Genomic DNA, 18988 nt, shown 5'->3' with positions numbered 1-18988 from the left:
CATACTCCTGCCGCCTTTTTTCCGTTGCGGCCGCTCGGGCAGCGCTCTAGTCTCGCCGTGTTGTTGCACATCAACGACACGGCTTTGACAGGCCGCAACGGTAATCACGCTTACGGTTCGTTCGCTATGGCGGCTGTACGTGTGGGCACGCTTGCGTGCGCCGGAGCTTCGTGATTCCGCCGGTCTGTCAACCCACGTACAGCTGCCACCCTTCTGTTTGACAGCAGGCGGGTGGTCGCCATCTAGAAGGAATCATAAGATGCTGAAGATAGTCCCCGATCCACCCCACAACCACCATTCCCTCGAAGACACCCTCATTCAAGCTGCTGACTATGCCCTGTGTGCGCAGACCGTGGCTCATCAGGCGATTCTGCTGCAGCCCAAGTCACCCGTGGCGATCCTGATGATGGCGACGATGCATGAGCTGGAGGCGCTGCGTGTGCTGCTTGAATCGGCTTTGATCCCAGTGCAGATGCCGGCGCAGCAGCCGCGGACTCAGCACTAAGGCACATGTGATGTGTTGCCTGGGCGGGCCTCTTCGCGGGGCAAGCCCGCTCCCACAGGTACAGCACCGGCCTTGAAACCTGTAGTGATCCTGTGGGAGCGGGCTTGCCCCGCGAAGAGGCCCGCCCAGGCAGTGCAATTTCAGGGAGATGGAACAATGACCAAAGACACCCCAAAACCCCAAACCACTGTCGGCAAGACCAAGTTCTACCAAGGCGAAAAAAAGACCCAACCGCTGTTCTGCATCGAACCCGGCATCCCTTGCCAAGACGCCCGTGACCAGGCCTCAGAGCTGATGGGCTGCGTACGCGACCTGACCATCGCCGGCCTGATGGACGACAACCCGCAGTTGATCTGGGCCTCGCATTACCTGAGCGCCTTGGCCAAGGCGCTGATGGATGATGCCGAGCTGGGCATGATGCACTAAGGGTGCACCACCCTGACCAAGGCGCAGTTGATCGACGCTTTGCGCAACGTGCGGGTGAAGTGAGGCAGCCGCAACCGGCTGCCTCCCCTCAGGCTTACTCCATGGCCTCCGCCACACCCTGGTCTTCACCCAGAAACCCACCACTCTGATGCTGCCAAAGCCGCGCATAGGTGCCGTTGCGGGCCAGCAATTCGGCATGGGTGCCTTGCTCGATGATGCGCCCTTCGTCCATCACAATCAGCCGGTCCATGGCGGCGATCGTCGATAACCGATGGGCGATGGCGATGACGGTCTTGCCGTGCATCATTTCGTTCAGGCTTTCCTGAATGGCAACTTCGACTTCCGAATCCAGCGCGCTGGTCGCTTCGTCGAGCAACAGGATCGGGGCGTTCTTGAGCATTACCCGGGCGATGGCGATGCGTTGGCGCTGGCCACCAGATAGCTTGATGCCGCGCTCACCCACCAGCGTGTCATAGCCGCTATGGCCTTGCCGGTCGCTCAATTGGTTGATGAAACCGTCGGCCTGGGCGTTGGCGGCGGCCTGGCGGATTTGCGCGTCGGTCGCGTCCGGGCGGCCGTAGGCGATGTTGTCGCGAATTGAGCGGTGCAGCAGTGAGGTGTCCTGCGTGACCATGCCGATGGCGCTGCGCAGGCTGTCTTGAGTCACGTGGGCGATGTTTTGCCCATCGATGCGAATGGCGCCGTTGTCTACGTCGTAAAAGCGCAGCAGCAGGTTGATCAGCGTCGATTTGCCCGCACCGGAACGCCCCACCAGGCCAACTTTTTCGCCTGCGCGGATGTTCAGGCTCAGGCCATCGAGCACCTGCCGTTCACCGTTGTAGTTGAAGCTGACATCATCGAACGTTACCGCGCCACCGGACGTCACCAATACGCCCGCGTTCGGCGCGTCCTGCACCTTGGGGCCACGGGTCAAGGTGGCCATGCCGTCCTGCACGGTGCCGATGTTTTCAAACAGCGAGGTCATCTGCCACATGATCCAGTGCGACATACCGTTGATACGCAGGGCCATGGCGGTAATCGCCGCCACGGCCCCGGTGCCGACCTCGCCTTGGTGCCACAGCCACAGGGCATAGCCGCCTGCACCGATAATCAACCCGACCACCAGCGCCTGGTTGACGATCTCGAACTGGCTCACCAGGCGCATCTGGCGAAAGCCGGTCTGCTTGAAATCCTCCATCGCCGCCCGCGCGAAGTGCGCTTCGCGCTTGGAGTGCGAGAACAATTTCACGGTGGTGATGTTGGTGTAGGCGTCCGAGATGCGGCCGGTCATCGATGAGCGCGCGTGGGCCTGTTCCTGTCCGACCTTGCCCAGGCGTGGCACGAAGTACAGCAAGGCAAGCCCAAACAGCGCCACCCAGGCAATGAACGGCAGCATCAGCTTCAAGGCAAAACCGCCCGCCAGGGCGATGATGGCGATGAAGTACACGCCGATGCCGGGGGCGATTTCGATCAGGGTGAACAGCACTTCGCGTACGGCAAGCGCGGTCTGCATCACCTTGGTGGTCACACGTCCGGAAAACTCGTCAGAAAAGAAAGAAAGGCTTTGCCGCAGCATCAGGCGATGGAAGTCCCAGCGTAGCCGCAGCGGCAAATTGATCGCCAAGACCTGGTGCTGCACCATCGTGCGCAGCGCCACCAGCCCGATGCTGGTCAGCAGCACGATGCCGATACCCCACAGCACGCGGCTTTCCTCGGCCGCTTCAGCGCCGCCCGTTTGCCAGGTCGAGAGCAGGTCGACCACCTGGCCCAGGAAGGAAAACAGCCAGGCTTCGTAGATCGATACACCGGCGCTCAGCAGTGCCAGCGCCAGTACATAGCCACGCGCGCCGCGCGTGCAGGCCCACAGAAAGCGCAGCAGGCCCACCGGTGGTGGCGGGGCCTCGTCGGGTGGGAAGGGGTCTAGCCGTCGTTCAAACACACGAAGCATATTCCAGCACCTGTCAAAACTCGCAGTGTGAATCTTCCCAGCTAGGAAAGTAAGTACCTGTTGCCGAGTATATCCAGGCCGCGCTGACTGAATCCGCATTCGTCAGTTGCGGTTCAACGGACCTGGATATGACCAAGAGGAACTTGCGTGTGAAAGATAAGATCGAGGACATCATTTTTGCGGCACTGGATGGATTGAGCCCTGTATTGGCTCAACCTGTGGATTGTTCCGCGGGGCGCGAAACTGCCCTTTTCGGCGCGCAGGGGCAGTTGGATTCCATGTCCCTGGTATCGCTGATTGTTTCGGTGGAAGAGGCGGTCGAGGACACCTTTGCTGTCGCCATCGTACTGGCCAGCGAAAAGGCCATGTCAGCCCGGCGCAGTCCTTTTGCCAGCGTGGCTTCGCTCACTGACTACATTGCCAGTCTGGTCGAGGAGCACGCTCATGCATGACGCTCCGGTTACCTTGATCACAGGCACTCGCAAGGGCATTGGCAAATTCCTGGTCGAGCACTATGTCGCACAGGGCCATCGTGTCGTAGGTTGCAGCCGAACGGATATCGATTGGGAACTTCCCGGTTATCGACACTTTGTCGGTGACGTTGCCGATGAAGCCGCTGCAAAGTTGATCTTCCAGCAGATTCGCCGGGACTATGGCCGGCTGGATAACCTGATCAACAATGCCGGCATCGCGAGTATGAACCATACCGTGCTGACGCCCTTGGCAACGGTTGAGCAGATTCTCGACACCAACGTGATCGGCAGTTTCCTGTTTGCCCGCGAGGCTGCCAAGTTGATGTCTGCGCGCAAGCACGGTCGAATCGTCAACTTCACCACGGTTGCCACGCCGCTGAAGCTTGAAGGCGAGGCGATCTATGCCGCTTCCAAGGCCGCCATCAAGTCTTTGACGCAGGTAATGGCGCGCGAGCTTGCACCATTCGGTATTACGGTCAATGCCGTGGGCCCGACGCCGATCGAGACCGATCTGATCCGCTCGGTGCCTCAGGACAAGATGCAGCGTCTGCTGGCACGCCAAGCCATTGCCCGGTTCGGTGAAATGGCGGATGTGGCGAATGTGGTCGATTTTTTCATCAGCGCTCAAAGCGGCTTTGTCACTGGGCAGAACATCTATCTGGGGGGCGTATGAACCCACTCCAGACACTGTTGACGCGATTTGCCGAACAGCCCCATCGTTTGGCGATCGTGCACCGCGATCAGCAGGTAAGTTACGGCCAGTTGCTGGAGAACGTCCGACATTTTCAGTCGGTGCTGGCCGAGCGGATCGATCAGCACAGCAGGGTGTCCTTGGTGGCGGACTTCACCCCTGATGCTGTCGCGCTGCTCATTGCGCTCTGGCTCAAGGGGTGCACGGTTGCGCTGATGACACCCCGACCGGAGCCGCAGTTACAGGTGCTTCACGAAATCTGCCAGCCGCAGTGGGTGGCCGGGTTCGACGAGCATGGTCAGCTGTTTCTGGCAGCGCGCAACGACGCTGTCGAGCCGGCGCTGGTGAAGCAATTGCGCGAGCAGCAGGCACCGGGCGTGATCATCTTCACCTCGGGCTCGTCCGGAACGCCCAAGGCCAGTGTGCATAGGGCCTTGGCCTTGTTGGAGCAGCATCAGCAACGCAAGCGCCAGCTCACCAGCATCGCCTTTCTGCTGTTTGACCACATCGGTGGGCTGAACGCGCTCTTCTACACCTTGTACAACGCGGGTTGTCTGGTCATCCCCGAGTCGCGTCAACCGCTGCCGGTGGCCAGGGCGATCGAGAAGCACAAGGTGCAGGCGCTGACCACTTCACCCACCTTTCTCAACCTTCTGTTGCTCAGCGGTGGGTTCGAAAGCCATGACCTCAGTTCGCTCGAGGTGATCAACTACAGCGCCGAGCCGATGCCCGAGTGGGTATTGCAGCGCTTGCACAGGCTGCTGCCGCATACCCGGCTTTCGCAAAGCTATGGGCTGACCGAAACCGGTGTCGTGCCGGCCCGTTCCGAATCATCCAATTCAGGATGGATGAAGCTGGGTGATGAGAACTGCGCAGTGCGCGTGGTAGATGGCCTGCTGGAGATTCGCAATCGAAGCACCATGCTCGGTTACCTGAACGCGCCGAGCCCCTTTACCGAGGATGGCTTCTACCGTACCGGCGATGCGGTGGTTCAACGGGGTGAGTGGATGAAGGTCCTGGGGCGTGCCACTGAAATGATCAACGTGGGTGGCGAAAAGGTGTTCCCCAGCGAAATCGAGAACATCCTCAAGGGCCTGCCCAAGGTCCTGGACGTCATGGTCAGCCATGAACGGCATGCGATCGCCGGCAGTCTCATCACTGCCACATTTTCGCTTCCGTCTCCCGAACCCCTTGCGCAGTTCAAGGCTCGCCTCTACGCGTTCTGCCGCGACCGACTGCCTGCCTTCCAACTGCCCCGCAAAGTGATCCTCACACAAGACACGCTGCATAACGCGCGATTCAAGAAGAACCGCAACTTGCTCAAGGAGATGAGATGAACGATCAGGCCTTTGCCAGCGAACTGGCACAACTGCTGGAAGTCGACGTGGAGCAGTTGCAGGTGGATACCCCCCTGGACCAGTTCGATAACTGGGACTCGTTGACACAAATTTCCGTGTTGGCGCTGGTGCGTGAACGCTACCGGCGAACACTGGGCAATGAATTGTTCAATCAGGTCATCACCTTCGGTGAGTTGCTCGAATCCATCCGCAATAGCCGCAGCTCGGAGTAAGCGATCATGAAGGTTGGATTGACGGGGGTGCGCATCGCGGCGTTGACCGCGGCGCTGCCTGAACAACGATTGCCTCTGGTTGATTTGGCGGCTGATTTTGGTGCGCTGGAAGTCAAGCGCATCATCCAGAGCACAGGCATCGAGACTGTCCGGGTGGCAGGCAGTTTGCGCACTGGCGACCTGTGCGCGGCAGCCGCACGGCACTTGCTGTCGTGCAGTGACACCCGTGCTGCCGACATTGATGGCATCGTCGTGGTAACGCAGACACCGGACGACCTCATGCCAGGTGTGGCAGTGCAGTTGCAGCAGCGCCTTGGACTGAGCTCGGAATGTGTAGCGTTCGATATCAACTATGGCTGCTCGGGCTATGTGTACGGGCTTTACCAGGCAGCCATGCTGATTCGCTCGGGTGGCTGCAGACGGGTATTGCTCTGTACGGGAGATGTCACCACCTCCTTGCTCGACCCTGCTGACCGGCAGGTGCGGATGGTGTTCGGTGATGCGGCCAGCGCGACCTTGCTGGAGGCGGGCGAGGATCATATCGACCTGTTGATCCGCTCCGAGGGCAGTGGCAGGGACCATCTGTATACACCCTGGGTGAGCCGACGGCACCAAGGGGTCAGCCGGCAGGCGGGCTTCTTGCACATGAACGGGACGGCAATCATGAACTTTGCCCTGAACAGCGTACCGCCTGCGATCAATGAACTTGTCCATCATTGCGGCCTGGCACTTGAGGATATGTCGATGCTGGCGCTGCATCAGGCCAATGGTTTCATGCTCAATTACCTGCGCAAGCTACTGGGCGTGGAACGAGACAAAGTGCCGATCAACGTACGTGAGGTGGGCAACACCGGCCCGTCTTCAATTGCGCTGCTGCTGGCATCGTTGCCGGCGGGCAGTTGGCCGGAGCGCGAACACATCCTCCTTTGTGGTTTCGGTGTCGGCCTCTCGCTGGGCGTGGCGCGGGTCGACCTGCGCGGCACGCGTATCTTCGAGCCGGTCGAGGTGCCTCAGGCAGCCGCCTGAGGCGCTTTGGCGCCGGTTTTCCCCGACCTTTGGCATCTCGCAAAGAGGTGCAAGGAATCAAGGTAATGAATGGATTTCAGCGTCGCGCGGACATCGATGGTCTGCGCGCTGTAGCGGTGCTCTCGGTCATGGCGTTTCACTTCAACGCGGCCTGGCTACCCGGTGGGTTTGCAGGTGTTGACGTGTTTTTCGTCATTTCGGCCTACTTGATCACGCGCATCATCGCCACGGCGATCGAGGCGGGTAACTTTTCCTTTACGGCTTTTTATGCCCGGCGGATCAAACGCATCTTTCCGGCTGCACTGTTGGTATTTCTGGTCAGCCTGCTGGCGGCCAGCCAGCTGAACAGCATGTTGTTGCCATCGGCGAAGTTCGTGCTGTTGTCGCTGTTCAATCATTTCACCAGTGACTACTTCACCCAGGACACGCAGCAGAATTTCTTCCTGCATTACTGGTCGTTGTCGATTGAAGAGCAGTTCTACTTCATCTGGCCGGCACTGCTGCTGGGCGTCAGCTGGCTCTGCGGCCGTTGGCTGGCCCCGGCTCACCGACCGCGCGTACTGATGATGCTGTGCCTTGTGATTGCTGCGCTGTGTTTCGGCCTGGGTGAGTATTGGGTGCAGGATTCGCGTCAGCAGGCAGGGGTGTACTTCTTCTCCATACCGCGCTTCGGCGAAATGGCACTGGGGGCGTTCATTGCCCTTGCGCCGGCGCCGAGGGTTAATGCGCCACGGGTTCTGGATGCCCTGTCGCTGCTGGGCGTGACATTGCTGCTTGGCAGTTTCGTACTACTGGCGGAACGGCCTTATCCGGGGTTGCATGCACTGGCGCCCTGTGCAGGCGCGATACTGTTGATCCGTTACGGGCAAACCACCGCTGCAGAGCCGTCGCTGATGGCGCGCTGCTTGTCTTGGCGGCCCTTGGTTGGTATCGGCCTGATTTCCTATTCGCTGTACCTCTGGCATTGGCCGGTCCTGGCCATTGCACGCTTCATCCTGGGGGACAACCGGTTGCCGATGGGTTGGATGGCCGGCTTGCTGGCGTTGATCGTGGCTTTGTCAGTGCTGACCTACCTGGGCGTCGAGCGCCCGCTGATTCGCTCAAAAATCGCTTTCAAAGCCGCCTTCGCTGGCTTCGCCGGTCTCTCCAGCGCGACGTTCGCGCTGATCGTCGCCATGACCGGCATCGAAGCCTGGAACGTGCCGCCGATGCTCGGCGAGCGTTATGCCAACCTGACGGTCAACGGTCAGAACATCCACATGACCGAGGGGTGGTTGGCGCCTTGCTGGGAGGTCGAACACAAGGATGCGAGCAAGGCCGCGGTGGACAAGCGTTGCCACATTGGCGCCGACTCCCCCAATCAAGTGCTGATGGTGGGGGATTCCCACGGGGCAGCATTGGGCGGGTTCGTCGATCAGTTGGCCAAGGCGGAAGGGTTTTCCGTCACCTCCTACGAAGTCGGCGGCTGCCAGGTCGCCGAATGGGGGATGGCCAAGCGCGTGCCCGCCATCGTGCAGACCGATGAGCGTCGTGCGAAATGCGCAGCACTGCTCGAATTCATCGAAGCGAACCACAAGCGCTACAAGGCCATCTTCGTGGTCAACGCGTTCAACCTCTTCGCCGGGGCCTACGATGTGCTGGCAAAAACCGATGGCGTGCCGGTGCCTTTGCAGGAGGGGCGCTTGCGCGCACTTGCGGCAAGCACGCCGTTGTACTTCTTCCACGATGCCCCGGTTATCGATCGTTCGATGCAGCATTCGGTTTTGTTAAGCCGCCTCGGCCTGCGCCTAGGGGCGTCCCCGGTTGCCCATGGTGGCGAAGGCAACCCCTTGATCAAGGCTGTGGTGCAGCGCATCCCCAATGCTCATTGGGTAGACCTGGCAGCGGCCTACCAGGTCTTGAGGGAAGGCAACTTCTTGCACGACGGCCTGCCAGCCTACGCCGATACCAACCACTTGAGTGGGCATGGTGCACTGGCTTTGGCCGGCATCTTCAAGGCCCAGGGAGGCTGTCTTTTCTGTGCGCCGACCTCGCCCGGTAGCCACGACGTTGTGTTGTCTGGGGCGCGCGTCGAGCGTTGAACAGGCCAGGCTGGGGCCATCTGACAAAGGAGAGTGACATGCAACATACGCAAGGCAAGCATCAAGTGGTGGTGGTCGGTGCCGGACCGGTCGGGTTATTGACGGCCTACCTGCTACGGCGCATGCAGGTGCAGGTGACAGTGATCGAGCGGCACAGCATGCGTTCGACCCAGTCAAAAGCGTCGTCCATGAACGCCTACTCCCTGGCGATCATGGACATGGTCGGGCTGGCTGATGCATTCGTTGAGCAGGGTATGCCAATCCGCGACTTGCTGGTGTACTGGAACAATCGTCGCACCATGCACGTGAACTACCGCCATCTACCGACTGAGTACGACTACATCCTGGGTATCTCGCAGCCTGAGACAGAGGCCGTACTTGAAAATGCCTACCGAGCGGTGGGAGGGGATTTACAGCGAGGCTGTTCGGTTACGGCGCTGAGCCAGACCGAGCAAGGGGTCGAAGTGGCGCTGGACGATGGCCGTACGCTGTCATGCGATTTTGTCGTGGGGTGCGACGGTAGCCGCAGCACTGTCAGGTCCTTGCTGGATATCGACTTCGAAGGCAGCGACTTCAACGTCGACTTCTTCATGTTCGATGCACACGTCAGTTGGGACGGCGCACGGGACAACGTTCATTACTTCGTCCGTGAAGACAGTTTCTTTTTGATCATTCCCCAAGCGGGAGGTACGCACCGCGTCATTATCAAGGCCAGTGATGGCAAGGTTGCACAGGTGCAGGGCGACCCGCTGGCGTACTACCAAGCGCTGACCGATCGTTACGGCCAATGTGGCGTGCGCTTGGAGCGGATTATCTGGGAGTCGAATTCACGCTTTTACAACAGGCTGGCCCGGCATTATGCGCAGGGCCGGGTATTTCTGTGCGGAGACGCGTGTCATTTGTTCAGCCCCGTGGGCGGTCTGGGCATGAATACAGGGTTCCAGGACGCCTTCAACCTTGCTTGGAAGCTGGCCGGTGTCCTCGACGGCAGCATGAGCACATCGGTGCTCAAGACCTACGAGCAGGAACGTCGCCCGGTTGCGCAGCAAATGATTGCAGGTACCGATGCCAACACTCGCCTGATTCTGCGGCAGGACCGCGATGAGGCCGGTTCTCTAAAGCACTGGTTGCCGAGAATGGCTAATCGTCGCCACATCGCCACCACCTTGCCAATGACATTCTCCGGCCTTGGCCAGCGCTACCAGGGAGAGGTTCAAGCTGCCGGAGGCGGTCGCTGGGTGGGGCACTTGCTGCCTTACGCGCGTCTGCTGACCGATCAAGGTGTCCAAAGCACTTATGCCTTGGTCCAAGGTGGGCGGTTTGTCCTGCTTGCTGAAGGAGAATGCCCTGGCGACCTGCGCCAATACCTGGAGGCAAGCGGGCGGGTGAGCATCGTCCGGGCCATCGACAATCAGGTTGGCAGCTCCAAGGCAATGGCCCTGCTTGAGGGTGAGGCACTCCTGGTCAGACCGGACGGCGTGGTCGCCGTCCAGGCAATGCTCAACGAGCCGCACGTGTTTGTGCGGTACTTGAGCAGGCTCTTGCCTGCATTGGCGCTTAACAGCTCTGCAGAGGAACCGCTGCAGGCCTGAAACAGCATGGTCTTGTGCATGGAGTGAGGGGCGATCTTGAATGTAATCGAACAATTTAGAGCATTGACTGCAACAACAACGCTGGATGAATGGTTCGACACCTTGAAGAGACTCGCCGGTGACCTCGGGTATGGCCAAATACTGCTGGGCATGAAGTGGAAAGCCCAGGCTGATCATCGTGAGGCGTTTATCAGAAGCAACTATCCTCAACTCTGGCGGCAGCGCTATGACCGTGAGGACTTTGCGCTGGTGGACCCCGTGGTCGCACATTGCATGCGCTCACCGTTGCCGTTCTCCTGGAGTGGCTATAGCAGCCACGTCAAAGGGACACGGCAATTTTTCGAAGAAGCTGCGTCGCAGGGTTTGCAGCATGGTGTTGCCCTTCCCCTGCATGGGGGGCAGGGGCAGAGCGGCATGCTCAGCCTGGTCTGGCAGGGCGGCGGTGGCAAAGATTATGAACGCCACCTTGAGGCAACGCTCGGGAGTGCCACGCTGCTGCGCGACTTTGCCATGGAGAGCATCATCGTCTTGTTGACCCCCAGCCACTGGCCAAACACGCCTTTGACCCAAAGGGAGCTTGAGGTACTGGTATGGAGTGCGGCAGGAAAAACCACATGGGAAATCTCCATGATCCTGTCCTGCTCTGCCTCCACCATCGATTTTCACTTCAAGAATATTCGTCGCAAGTTCAACGTGAGCTCCCGCCAACTGGCTGTTGTAAAGGCGTTGCAGAGCAGGTTGATCAATCCCTAAGCAAAAAAGTCCGTGTGTGTCACCCCTCTGATCAGGGGGGTGCCTCTTTGAGGTTGTAACTATAAATTTCAACGCGAACTGTTGATGCAATGGAATGTGGCAATGCTTATCTCGATAGAACAACGAAACGACATGGACAGCCTGCGCCTCAAGGCAATGCATGCCTTGCGTGCCAGGGTTTTCAAGGGCAGGAAGCAATGGGATGTGAGTATTATCGATGACATGGAAATCGACGGTTACGACGCGTTGAATCCGTACTACATGACCCTCAACGATCGGCGTCGGCCCGACGTACCGATAGGGTGTTGGCGATTAATGCCGACAACCGGCCCGAACATGCTTGCGCATAGCTTTGCGCAATTGCTCGATGGCGTACCGGCGCCTTGTGCAGAGAGTGTCTGGGAGCTAAGCCGGTTCGCCATTGAATGCCCAGAGCGCTCCACGTTTTCTTTTTCGCAAGGCACGGCGCTGGCAATTCGCGAAGTCGTCGCATTCGGCCTTGCACGTAATGTCAGTCACTATGTGACGGTGACCACGATGGGGATTGAACGCATGCTCAGGCGGCTGGGTGTGGATCTGTCGCGCTTGGGTGGGGCGCAGCAGATTGGCGTCGAGCGAGCCGTAGCATTACGAATCGAACTTAACGACACCACCCGCCAGGCAGTCGCTGCGCGTTAGGTCGACATGCAAGGCTCGCGGCCTGCAGACCGGGCTACGTGGCCTTGCACCCATTTCGGAGTAAGGACTGCATGCTATCCAGTCGTATGTTTATGGAAGACATCATCACAATGGCGGACGACACCAATGTGCCCTTGGTTTGTCAGCGCTGGGTCAAACTGCTGGGTTTTGACTACTTTGCGTGCGGAACCCGCAACCCCTTGCCTATCTCCAATCCGTCGATCGTCATGTTCAGTAACTACCCGATGGAGTGGCAGTTGGCCTACCAGGACAATGATTATCTGTCTGTTGATCCTGTCATACGCCGCTGCCGGGAAGCGATCTCACCACAGGCCTGGAGCTGCCGCTCGTTCGCCGAACACCAGTTTGCCGAGCATGCGTTGGCACAGGGTATAGGCCATGGCGTTTCGCTGTGCATCAGGGACGGGCGCGGTTACCAGAGCCTGGTCACCTTTGCTCGGCAAGAAGAGCCTTGTCAGGCCATGGAGGTGTTGGAGTTGCAGGGCATGCTGGCCATGTTCGGGCAACTGACTCACGCGCAACTGGTCCGCCAGAGCCGGTGCCCGGACCCGGCGTCGCTGACCAATCGAGAGTTGGAAGTGCTCAAGTGGACGGCCGAAGGAAAGACGTCAGCGGAGATTGCGCAAATCATGGATATCAAAGTCCGCACCGTAAATTTTCACGTGGACAACTGCGTATTGAAATTGTCTGCTTCCAACAAACTGCATGCTGTGGTCAAGGCGGCCAGGGTGGGCATTCTGTGAAAGTTCGCAGGTTGTCTGCCGCGCTGTGCTTGATAACCTGTTTTTGACCGAGGTTCGACAGGCCCGAGGTCTGGCAAGCAAGACTCAGCGTTTTCATCACAAGGACCGATGCAATGGAACAGGCGTCAATAGAGCCAAGGTGGCTGCACAAGGACTCGGACGAGGATGTATTGATCCGTCGCTACAGGCCGGCGTGGCCACTCTATCTGGAGGCCGAGGTGCAAAGCGCCCAGGGCCTGCCGTATCAGCACGAAGCCGATGGGCGATGGCGTTTCAAGCTGCCGACCGATGCATTGGGGCAGTACCTTGCCAACGGCATGTTGCCTCAGCCCATCGCCCAGGATCAGGCATGGCAGTTACGGCGGGGGGTACCTTACCAATTGGCATCGGCGTCCCTGGCGAGCTTGCATGACACTGCCTTGGAGCCTGCGCCTGTGGGTACAGTGCGGCGCTCTGGCAGCTACGAATTCATCAATGACGCCGATCACTATTATTTTTATCGCAAGTCCCACGAGCATGTCCCAGGGGTCATGCTCATAGAAGCGCAACGTCAGGCTGTGTACCACCATCTGTATCACAGCACGGCGCATGTGCGGGGAGAGGTGACGGTCAGCTGGAAGCAGGTCAGCGCGAATTTCTTCGCCCACGCAGAGCTGATGTACCCCATCGAACTGGTGGTTGATGACATCGGGCCGGTTCAGTCGGCACGGCCACGCAACATCCACTATCGTGTTGCGTTCTATCAGCGAGGTTACCTGTTTGGAACCATCGACACCGTGGCCAGTGTGATTGAGCTGGAACGTTTCGAACGCTTGCGCAACGTCTTTGCGCTCAGTGACGAGCGCTTCAGACCGCTTGCCACCGTGAGCCATAGCTGTTGGCTGAACCTCAATGATGGCAGCCGCCAGGCGGTGCAATTGCACAGTCTGGAGCGAAGCCACTGTGTGACGCACCAGGACACTGTCGACCCGAGCCAGGTCCTGAGCATTGGCATTGCCAACGGCGAGGGCATGCGTTTCGAGGCCCAGGTGAGATCGTCAGAGCCGCGTGAAGGACACGTCAGTTGGTACTTCGAAAGATTGTCGGGCGATCAGGAAATCGCCATGGGTAAGTTGATCAAACGGGGTTATGTCGCGGCCTGAACGGGTTGCGGCGTTTTGCTGGAAGCACATCCAAAAGGGAATAAAGATGCTCGTAATCGAAACGCGTTACATCGTAGATCCGGCGCTAGCCGAACCTCACAAGCAGTCCCATGTTGACTGGGTGCTCAAGTACATGGCGGAGGGGGTATTCCTGTTGGCGGGGCCCAAGCGAGAAGGCGGTGGCGGTGTAATTGTCGCGAATGCCGTGGATGCGAACCGCTTGCAGGCCATCCTGGATGAGGACTCGTACGTCAAGGAAGGGATCGTCGACTATTCGGTGTGTGCCTTCAATCCATTGTTCAAGGGGGCTCCTTTCGAGGCGTGACGCTGGCTGGAGCATGCTTGCGTGGTAGGGCGGTCGCTGTGTTATCCACGGCGACCGCATTTTTGTTTTCAGGGAAGAAGGGCGGGGCATATGCAAAAACCTATGAAACTGGTGGTTTTGGGCGCGTCGGGGCGCATGGGGCAGAGACTGATCCAAAGCTTGGCCACTGCACGCGCAGCGTGTTTGCATGCCGCAGTTGTGCGTCCGGGATCGGGCCTGGTAGGCAGGGACAGTGGCGAGTTGGTGGGCATCGGCAGCAATGGGGTGCTGTTTGACGATGACCCGCTGCGCGCCCTCGAGGGTGCAGATGGAGTGCTCGATTTCACCCAGCCGCACGTCACCCTGCAATGGCTGGCACATACCTCGTCGCGGGGTTTGGTGCATGTCATCGGCACGACCGGGTTCAGTCCTGAGCAAGAGGCAATCATTTCCAGCAGCCAAGGGGCGCGGATCGTCAAGTCAGGAAACATGAGTGTGGGCGTGCGCTTGCTGAGCGTCCTCGCTGAGCTGGCGGGCCGTGTGCTGCCGGCCGAGGACTGGGATGCTGAAATCCTCGAAATGCATCATCGTTCCAAGGTGGATGCGCCCTCGGGTACCGCGCTGATGATCGGTGAGGCGGTAGCCCAGGGGCGTCAGGTGGACCTAGCCAGCCGCGCGGTGCGAGTGCGTGACGGGCTGACCGGGCCGCGGGAGGAGGGGAGCATTGGGTTTGCCACGTTGCGCGGCGGTTCCGTGGTGGGTGACCATTCCCTGATCCTGGCGGCTGACGGCGAGATGCTCACGCTCAGCCATCAGGCACTGGATCGCCTGGTATTTACCAGGGGGGCCCTGCGAGCAGCGAGCTGGGCCTGGCAGCAGCCGGCAGGGGTGTACTCCATGCAGGCGGTATTGGGGTTGGCTGCGTCATAGCCGCAAACGGCCGCTTACCAGCAACGTCCCAGTGACAATGCCTGATCAAGGTCGTGCAACATTGCCTGGTCGATACCCTCCAGATCGTTGGAGATGAAGCGTACGCCGGTTTCCTCCATCTGTTGGGCCTGGAACGCAGTCGCCGGCTTGCCGATGAAGCCGCAGCCGAGCATCTTGCTCATTTGCGCGACCCGATTCAGGTCATCGATGAACACTACCTGATCGCTGGGAGTTGCTACCTGACGGCAGATTTCAGCGGTACCAGGACGTGCGTGACCCATGTCGATGTAGGGAAGGTCCGGGTCGAAGTATTCACTGACCTGTGCCAGGTATCTATCGAATATTGCGGCCTTCGGGCTCCCTCCGTAGGCGGTTATGCGCGCCCCTGTTTGCTTGAGCCGGGCAAGCAGCGCTTGGGCGCCCCGCGCCAGCTGGATGGGATGGCGCGCGGCGTACTCGGCCTGTTCGGCGAGGAACGCTTCGATGGTCTGCATGGCTGTCCAGGGCAGATTGCAGGCGAGTGACATGATGTGCCCACCGGCCATGTGCGGGGAGCCCAGCACCAAACGTTCGAGTTCCGCTGTGTAATGACCGCCATGGCGTTCCACGAAGGTGCGGATGGGCGTGCTGTAAGCATCGCTGAGCAACACGCCGTTAGTGTCTATGGCGAAGTGTCGGATTTTCTTGAGCGCGTACATAGTAAGGTCCGAGGAGGGGGCGAACGGGCGGCGAGAAGCAGGCCAGACCGCTTCTCGCTGAGCAGGGGTCAGGCGCTCTGCGTGGCCGGCTGTCGCAGGCGGAACGTGGCGGGGTCGTAGTCATCGAGGCTTGCGAACGGCAGGGGTTCGGCTTTGAGCAAGTGATCCAACCGCTCGCTGTAGGCGTGCAGGTAGTCTGTGCGGGTTTCGGCACTCACGCTCGCCGGTTGCCAGCAGATGAAGGGTTCGAGGACGTCGAAACCGGTCAGGCGCAGCACGCCGTGCTGGATTGGGAAAAGCAGTGTGTCGATATTGCCATTGATGCCATCATGGCCATACATCGAGGGGCCGCCACCGGTTGTGAGCGATACCATCGCGCGCTTGCCGGCGAACTTGCCTTGGTCGTACCACGCCCCTGCACCGTAGACCGCACCATAGGCCAGAACGCGGTCTACCCAGCCCTTGAGAATGGCGGGCATCGAGAACCACCAGAGTGGAAATTGCAGAATGAGCACATCGCAGGCGAACAGTTTGTCGATCTCGGCCTGTATCTCTGGGGCGAATCCCTTGTTCTCGGTAGCGTGCGCCTCTTCGACCTGTTGCTTGAAGTATTCCGGGTCGGCGCATGTCGCAAAGTTGCTGCGCCCCGAGGGCGCATGCCAATTCATTGCGTAAAGGTCGGAAACAGTAACCTCATGGCCTTGTCGGGTGAGGTGGCTCTGCGCGTGAGCAGTGAGCGCTGCATTGAAACTTTTCGCTTCGGGGTGGGCGTGGACGATAAGTACTTTCATGTGATCTCCCTAGGGGCCTTCGCTTTGGGCGGGTAGCGAACGGCGCATCGTTGATTCATCTCGATGCGGTGTGTGATGGCGTGTGCCGTTCGTCCGTAAACTCTGGCGAACCCAGGGCAAATTAACTAGCTGCGAACTCTCTCAGGTTGTGCGTCAGGCCGGGGTCTGCGCTACCTGAAAAGGCGTGCGCAAACCCCGTTCAGGATCGCGTACGCAAGCGCCGCCACAGTGTACTGCGGCTTATGCCCAGGCAACGCGCGGCTTTGTCCAGGTTGCCATCGCAGCTGTCCAGCATGCGGCGGGCATGGGCCGCCTCGGCGGCCTTGCCCAGGCTGCGCAGGTTCTCGCCGACGGGGAGCGGCTGGGCAAGGGCCTGCTCGTTTTCGAAAAACTCCGGGAACAGCGTGGCGAGGCCAATGCCATCGGCGCCCTCCAGGGCCTGGGCGCACAGGGCGGCGCGCTCGGCAATGTTATCGAGCTCACGAATATTCCCCGGCCAGGTGTGGCGCAGCAGCAGGGGCATAAGCGCTTGCAACTGCTGTGCGGCAGGGCGTGCTCCGCCGTGCCGCGCGAGCAGCGCCTCGAACAAGGGCAGGATGTCCTGCACGCGCTCGCGCAGGGGCGGTACGGCAAGGCGCAGGATGTTCAGGCGATAGAACAGGTCGGCGCGAAATTGCCCGTTGGCGATACGTGCAGGCAGGTCGCAATGGGTGGCGGCAAGCACGCGAATATTCACCGGCGTCGGCGCGCAGGCCCCCAGGCGTAGCACCTCGCGCTCTTGCAGCACGCGCAGCAACCGGGTTTGCAGGGGCGCGGGCATGTCGCCGACTTCGTCGAGGAACAACGTGCCACCGTTCGCCAGCTCGATCAGGCCAGGCTTGCCGCCTTTGCGTGAGCCAGTGAACGCGCCGTCTTCAAAGCCAAACAGCTCGCTCTCGAGCAACGACTCCGGCAGGGCCGCGCAGTTGATCGCCACGAACGGCGCCTGTTGGCGGGCGCTGGCGTGGTGCAGGCTCTGGGCGAGCAGTTCCTTGCCTGTGCCGCTTTCGCCGGTGATCAGCACTGTGGCGTCGGTCGCGGCGTAGCGCTGCGCCAGCTGCAGGGTCGCGCGAAACGCCGGGGCATCGCCCAGCAGCTGATCGAAACGGTAGCGGGTCACGAATGGGTGCGCGGCAGACGGTTTGCGGGTGCGCTGGGGCTGTACGCGCAGGTTGTCGAAGGCATGGCGCAGGCTGTCGCTGTCCAGCGCCAGCACGCCCTGGGCACCGGCCGCATCGGCCAACTGACACACCGTCGGTGAACCGATGATGACGTGAACACCGTCAGCCACCAGTTGCTTGACCTGTGCACGGGCCTGTTCCAGGCGGGTGTAGGTGTACTCGTGAACCTTGAGGGTGAGCAACGTCTGCATCGCGGCCAACCCAGGGTGTGGCTGGCCAAAGCTGAGCACGCCGACGCGCCCGGTGCGGGTGTGGGCCAGGGCGAGGGCGCGGATCAGGTCGTGTTCGCCCAGGTGCAGGGCCTGCACCGAGGTCTTTAGGTGCTGGCGCAAGTAGTCGGCGGCGGCGCCGGAACACAGGATGATGTCGGCCTGCTGGCGGCTTTCCAATTCGCGCGCCAGCGGCAGCAGCTCGGCGAGGGTGGTTTCGATCACCTCGACGTGGGCCTGCTGGCGGTAATCGGCGCTGACCTGCTCGATCAGTCGGGCCATGGGGCTGGGCGCAGCGGGGCTGCGCAAGTGGGTGACCAGCGCGACCACGCGTGGCAGGTAAGCGGCGTCGGGCATGCAGGCTCCTTGCTACAACGGGTTGACCAGGTGCCCGCCATCCACGGCCAGGACGCTGCCGGTCATGAAGGTACCGGCGTCACTGGCCAGCAACAGCAAGGGGCCGTCCAGCTCGCTCAATTGGCCCAGGCGGCGCATCGGCACGTGATCCTTGATGTAACCCTGGCCGGCCTCGCTGTCGAAGTAGGCCTGGTTCATCTCGGTCTTGAAGTAACCGGGGGCGATGGCATTGACGCGAATCCGGTAGCGGGCCAGCTCCAGCGCCATGGCCTTGGTCAGTTGCACCACGCCGGCCTTGGCCGTGCAGTAGTGGCTCAGGCCGGCACCTACGCGCAAGCCCAGGATCGAGGCGATGTTGACGATGCTCCCGGCGCGGCCGGCCTTGACCAAGCGCTGGCCGGCACACTGAGCCACATGAAACACGCCATCGAGGTTGGTCGAGAGCATGCGCTGCCAGTCTTGCCCGCTCAGTTCGAGGAAGCGCCCAGGGTCGCCGATGCCGGCGTTGTTGATGATCACATCGACCACGCCGAAGCGGGCCTCGGCCTGGTCAAATGCCTGTTCGACACTGTCGCGCCGGGTCACATCGAGCGCCACGGCCAGCGCTTCGCCGCCTTGGGCGTGCAGTTGCTCGACCAGCGCCTGCAAGCGTTCGACCCGCCGCGCCGCCAGCACCACGCGGGCGCCTGCGGCCTGGGCCAGGCGCGCGAAATGGGCGCCCAGGCCGCTCGAGGCGCCGGTCACCAAAACGGTCTTGCCGGCCAGGGAAAAGGGGGGAGCTAGCATGAATATTCCTCATTCAATGATTAAGCTGGGACCTTTGCAGGGCT

General features: G+C 60.5%; 20 protein-coding genes. 15 read left to right on the top strand and 5 right to left on the bottom strand.

Annotated features, from left to right (window positions below; translation table 11 throughout):
• Window positions 1-259: 259 nt before the first annotated feature.
• Both ACSSU5_RS26210 and ACSSU5_RS26205 read left to right on the top strand, forming a co-directional pair.
• Window positions 260-505, top strand: a complete 246-nt coding sequence (locus ACSSU5_RS26210) for a hypothetical protein (protein WP_492560267.1) — start codon at window positions 260-262, stop codon at window positions 503-505.
• A 156-nt stretch (window positions 506-661) separates the two neighbouring features.
• On the top strand, window positions 662-931 hold the full coding sequence (locus ACSSU5_RS26205) for a DUF3077 domain-containing protein (RefSeq protein WP_492560266.1): 270 nt from the start codon (window positions 662-664) through the stop codon (window positions 929-931).
• A gap of 94 nt (window positions 932-1025) precedes the next feature.
• On the opposite strand, the gene ACSSU5_RS26200 is transcribed toward ACSSU5_RS26205, so the two are convergent.
• A complete protein-coding gene (locus tag ACSSU5_RS26200) occupies window positions 1026-2879 on the bottom strand; it encodes an ABC transporter ATP-binding protein (RefSeq protein WP_492560265.1) in 1854 nt (617 codons plus the stop codon).
• A gap of 149 nt (window positions 2880-3028) precedes the next feature.
• Here ACSSU5_RS26200 and ACSSU5_RS26195 point away from each other — a divergent pair, with 149 nt between their 5' ends.
• From ACSSU5_RS26195 to dapB, 13 genes are all read left to right on the top strand, one after another.
• Window positions 3029-3331: a hypothetical protein gene (locus ACSSU5_RS26195; protein ID WP_492560264.1), complete on the top strand. Its 303-nt coding sequence runs from the start codon at window positions 3029-3031 to the stop codon at window positions 3329-3331.
• Window positions 3324-4025 (top strand): SDR family NAD(P)-dependent oxidoreductase, encoded by a 702-nt coding sequence (locus ACSSU5_RS26190; RefSeq protein ID WP_264312919.1) that lies wholly within the window; start codon window positions 3324-3326, stop codon window positions 4023-4025. The genes ACSSU5_RS26195 and ACSSU5_RS26190 overlap by 8 nt, the downstream gene beginning before the upstream one ends.
• Complete coding sequence (locus tag ACSSU5_RS26185) at window positions 4022-5380, top strand: class I adenylate-forming enzyme family protein (protein ID WP_264312920.1); 1359 nt, start codon at window positions 4022-4024, stop codon at window positions 5378-5380. The genes ACSSU5_RS26190 and ACSSU5_RS26185 overlap by 4 nt, the downstream gene beginning before the upstream one ends.
• Window positions 5377-5613: an acyl carrier protein gene (locus ACSSU5_RS26180; RefSeq protein WP_264312921.1), complete on the top strand. Its 237-nt coding sequence runs from the start codon at window positions 5377-5379 to the stop codon at window positions 5611-5613. The genes ACSSU5_RS26185 and ACSSU5_RS26180 overlap by 4 nt, the downstream gene beginning before the upstream one ends.
• 6 nt (window positions 5614-5619) lie before the next feature.
• Window positions 5620-6639 carry a 3-oxoacyl-ACP synthase III family protein gene (locus tag ACSSU5_RS26175; RefSeq protein ID WP_492560263.1) on the top strand — a complete coding sequence of 340 codons (1020 nt, stop codon included), beginning with the start codon at window positions 5620-5622 and terminating at the stop codon, window positions 6637-6639.
• A 65-nt stretch (window positions 6640-6704) separates the two neighbouring features.
• Window positions 6705-8720 (top strand): acyltransferase family protein, encoded by a 2016-nt coding sequence (locus ACSSU5_RS26170; protein ID WP_492560262.1) that lies wholly within the window; start codon window positions 6705-6707, stop codon window positions 8718-8720.
• Window positions 8721-8758: 38 nt separating this feature from the next.
• Complete coding sequence (locus tag ACSSU5_RS26165) at window positions 8759-10312, top strand: FAD-dependent oxidoreductase (protein ID WP_264312924.1); 1554 nt, start codon at window positions 8759-8761, stop codon at window positions 10310-10312.
• Between the two features lie 36 nt (window positions 10313-10348).
• On the top strand, window positions 10349-11065 hold the full coding sequence (locus ACSSU5_RS26160; RefSeq protein WP_264312925.1) for an autoinducer binding domain-containing protein: 717 nt from the start codon (window positions 10349-10351) through the stop codon (window positions 11063-11065).
• Between the two features lie 132 nt (window positions 11066-11197).
• Window positions 11198-11743 carry an acyl-homoserine-lactone synthase gene (locus tag ACSSU5_RS26155; protein ID WP_264312926.1) on the top strand — a complete coding sequence of 182 codons (546 nt, stop codon included), beginning with the start codon at window positions 11198-11200 and terminating at the stop codon, window positions 11741-11743.
• Window positions 11744-11835: 92 nt separating this feature from the next.
• A complete protein-coding gene (locus ACSSU5_RS26150; RefSeq protein ID WP_264312927.1) occupies window positions 11836-12507 on the top strand; it encodes an autoinducer binding domain-containing protein in 672 nt (223 codons plus the stop codon).
• Window positions 12508-12620: 113 nt separating this feature from the next.
• Window positions 12621-13649, top strand: coding sequence for an AfsA-related hotdog domain-containing protein (locus ACSSU5_RS26145; RefSeq protein WP_264312928.1), 1029 nt, complete (start codon window positions 12621-12623; stop codon window positions 13647-13649).
• 46 nt (window positions 13650-13695) lie between these two features.
• The gene (locus ACSSU5_RS26140; RefSeq protein ID WP_264312929.1) at window positions 13696-13974 is read left to right on the top strand and encodes a YciI family protein; all 279 of its coding nucleotides are present in this window, start codon (window positions 13696-13698) and stop codon (window positions 13972-13974) included.
• Between the two features lie 90 nt (window positions 13975-14064).
• Window positions 14065-14883, top strand: a complete 819-nt coding sequence (gene dapB / locus ACSSU5_RS26135) for a 4-hydroxy-tetrahydrodipicolinate reductase (protein ID WP_492560261.1) — start codon at window positions 14065-14067, stop codon at window positions 14881-14883.
• Window positions 14884-14897: 14 nt separating this feature from the next.
• Here dapB and ACSSU5_RS26130 read toward each other — a convergent pair whose 3' ends face one another.
• From ACSSU5_RS26130 to ACSSU5_RS26115, 4 genes are all read right to left on the bottom strand, one after another.
• Window positions 14898-15581 carry a hypothetical protein gene (locus ACSSU5_RS26130; protein ID WP_264312930.1) on the bottom strand — a complete coding sequence of 228 codons (684 nt, stop codon included), beginning with the start codon at window positions 15579-15581 and terminating at the stop codon, window positions 14898-14900.
• A gap of 68 nt (window positions 15582-15649) precedes the next feature.
• A complete protein-coding gene (locus ACSSU5_RS26125; RefSeq protein ID WP_264312931.1) occupies window positions 15650-16372 on the bottom strand; it encodes an NAD(P)H-dependent oxidoreductase in 723 nt (240 codons plus the stop codon).
• Between the two features lie 199 nt (window positions 16373-16571).
• The gene (locus ACSSU5_RS26120) at window positions 16572-18158 is read right to left on the bottom strand and encodes a sigma 54-interacting transcriptional regulator (RefSeq protein ID WP_492560260.1); all 1587 of its coding nucleotides are present in this window, start codon (window positions 18156-18158) and stop codon (window positions 16572-16574) included.
• Window positions 18159-18170: 12 nt separating this feature from the next.
• Window positions 18171-18944 (bottom strand): SDR family NAD(P)-dependent oxidoreductase, encoded by a 774-nt coding sequence (locus ACSSU5_RS26115; protein WP_264312933.1) that lies wholly within the window; start codon window positions 18942-18944, stop codon window positions 18171-18173.
• Window positions 18945-18988: the final 44 nt, after the last annotated feature.

The organism is Pseudomonas sp. E1MeOHC2 (genome assembly GCF_058745025.1).
The sequence above is the reverse complement of the archived record's forward strand: the minus strand, read 5'-3'. Positions and strand labels throughout refer to the sequence as shown.